This window comes from Mesobacillus boroniphilus JCM 21738, from assembly GCF_000517385.1.
In the GTDB taxonomy this organism is placed as follows: Bacteria; Bacillota; Bacilli; order Bacillales; family Cytobacillaceae; genus Mesobacillus; species Mesobacillus boroniphilus.
Genome location: NZ_BAUW01000198.1, coordinates 1 through 1,860 on the forward strand (window position 1 = coordinate 1; position 1,860 = coordinate 1,860).

The following is a 1,860-nucleotide window of genomic DNA, read 5'->3' on the forward strand; positions in this document are numbered from 1 at the left end:
AAATTTAAACTTTTTTATGAAGGCCACCAAGCGAAAGCGCGGTAGAAAAATCTGTGTCTATTTTCTTGACGTAGTATCACATTTTCTATATACTCTTCCGCAAGACAAAAATGCAAAAAGGATGATAGTGCTGTTAGGTAAGCATCTACCGTCTTCTCTTTTTTTCCATTTGTGAAATGTAAAAAGTACTTTCTCACTTCATTCGTTGTTAATTGATTTAAAGGAATAGTACACATGCTGAAGAACCGTTCTAAAAACCACCGATAGTTTCTTACTGTTCGTTCAGATTTGTTTTCAAGCTTTAAACTTAGCAAGTATTCATTCATGATTGACCTTGTCACTTCATCCTCAAGGTTACTCTTCCAGTAATCACTTGAATCATTCATTTGTTATCCTCTTTTCTATTTTTCTATTAATGGTACCTATAATATTCTTTAACTAAATTTTCTTTTTATATACATTTGTTAAGGATTTAAGGATTAATACTGTTATTGTCGTTCTTCAATGTCCAAGAACTTAATAGCGCTAATTGTCCAGAGACTGACGGATTCACTGTCCATTACTATGGGGAAGCAGTCAAAATTATGAAGACGCCGAACAAAAAGGAAGAGATCATGGATGTGCAGCCACTCCGTGATTATGACCAGATTACGGACATGAAATGGGCCCTGAAACGCTTCTGTGGGGAACGGGATTATATCTTGTTTTGGTGGGTATCAACACCGGTTTGAGGATCATCAGCGATCAATTGAAGCTGAAAGGTTAGGATTTCAAAAGAAAGAAGAAGTTTGTCATTAAAGAAGGTAAGACCGAAAAGGCAAGGACCATCCACCTGGAGAATATCTATGGTGAATTGAAGAATATATAAAAGACCTGATTGGAACTGAGTGGCTTTTTCCAAGCCGAAAAGATGATTACCTATCACCAAGGATTCAGGCATACAGGCCGCTGAATAAGGGTGCGCAGATGGTGGATATTACGGAGGGCATTGGAACCCATACCATGAGAAAGACCTTTGGGTATTGGCATTACAAGCAGTTCAGATATGTTGCAGAGCTTCAGATAATATTTCGCCATTACTGTCCTTAGATGACATTAAATTACATCTGTATAGCAAGCAAATAGATTTAAAGTAACCTAAAACTTCTTTTATTATAATTGTTCTGAAATCTTATTGTTTAAAGAATGCAAAAAGCCGAAATCCATTAAGGATGGATATTCGACTTTCTGCATATTGTAACAATTAAAGAATTTTAAATATAAGGATATTTCTAAGAGAATATATATAAATCTACTTCTATTTCTGCTGAAATATTATTAATGAAACCTAATACGTTTGATTCGAAATACATTGCAGGTACATTTTCTTCTTGGACATTTATTATGATGGTTAATAAATAATCAAGGTTTAATTCTTTCTTTAAAAAAATTTAATTCTTCACTTTTATTTTGAAGACTATATAAAATTTTTTTTATCTGTTCATTTATGTCTAAGGACTCCTCAAACCCCGAACTAATTGTCCAACACGTTTCTTTTCGTGCTAAGGTACGATTTTTATCGCGTCACCTTTACGATAAAATTCAGAAGGAATCAGTCTAAAACATTTGAAATCTCCTCTTCCTGAAAATAATCTCCGATTATATTAAATTCCACACAAATCTCTGTTCCAGCCATTTTATCAGAACCTCCCACTAAATATACGTACCCGTTGGAATTCCAGTTCCTTTACCACCTTTCTTATATATATATAACTGACCTGTCCTCTTATCTTTATAAATATCGTAATGAGCAATCTTTGCTTTTCTACCGATAAATTCTTTTTTTAGATCGTGAGCATTTATTCCTTTACGCTTTAAATG

The 1,860-nt window shown here is 33.8% G+C and carries 3 protein-coding genes and 2 pseudogenes; 1 reads left to right on the forward strand and 4 read right to left on the reverse strand.

What is annotated here, in order from left to right:
- Nucleotides 1-14 precede the first annotated feature (14 nt).
- Nucleotides 15-386 carry a phage integrase N-terminal SAM-like domain-containing protein gene (locus JCM21738_RS21680; protein WP_023626839.1) on the reverse strand — a complete coding sequence of 124 codons (372 nt, stop codon included), beginning with the start codon at nucleotides 384-386 and terminating at the stop codon, nucleotides 15-17.
- A gap of 198 nt (nucleotides 387-584) precedes the next feature.
- Between JCM21738_RS21680 and JCM21738_RS21685 the strand changes: the two are divergent.
- Nucleotides 585-1,086 (forward strand): annotated as a pseudogene (locus JCM21738_RS21685) (tyrosine-type recombinase/integrase); the annotation flags it as partial.
- Between the two features lie 185 nt (nucleotides 1,087-1,271).
- On the opposite strand, the gene JCM21738_RS27950 reads toward JCM21738_RS21685, so the two are convergent.
- The 3 genes and pseudogenes from JCM21738_RS27950 to JCM21738_RS21690 all read right to left on the reverse strand — a co-directional run.
- On the reverse strand, nucleotides 1,272-1,430 hold the full coding sequence (locus JCM21738_RS27950) for a DUF4279 domain-containing protein (RefSeq protein ID WP_500778559.1): 159 nt from the start codon (nucleotides 1,428-1,430) through the stop codon (nucleotides 1,272-1,274).
- Nucleotides 1,402-1,539: pseudogene (locus JCM21738_RS27610) on the reverse strand (DUF4279 domain-containing protein); the annotation flags it as partial. The pseudogene JCM21738_RS27610 and the gene JCM21738_RS27950, both read right to left, overlap by 29 nt.
- A gap of 153 nt (nucleotides 1,540-1,692) precedes the next feature.
- A partial coding sequence (locus JCM21738_RS21690) for a polymorphic toxin type 33 domain-containing protein (protein ID WP_034331406.1) occupies nucleotides 1,693-1,860 on the reverse strand: 168 nt, incomplete at its 5' end.

Coding starts and splice junctions, on each gene's coding strand:
- JCM21738_RS21680 (WP_023626839.1), bottom strand. CDS start 386: ATGAATGATTCAAGTGATTACTGGAAGAGTAACCTTGAGGATGAAGTG.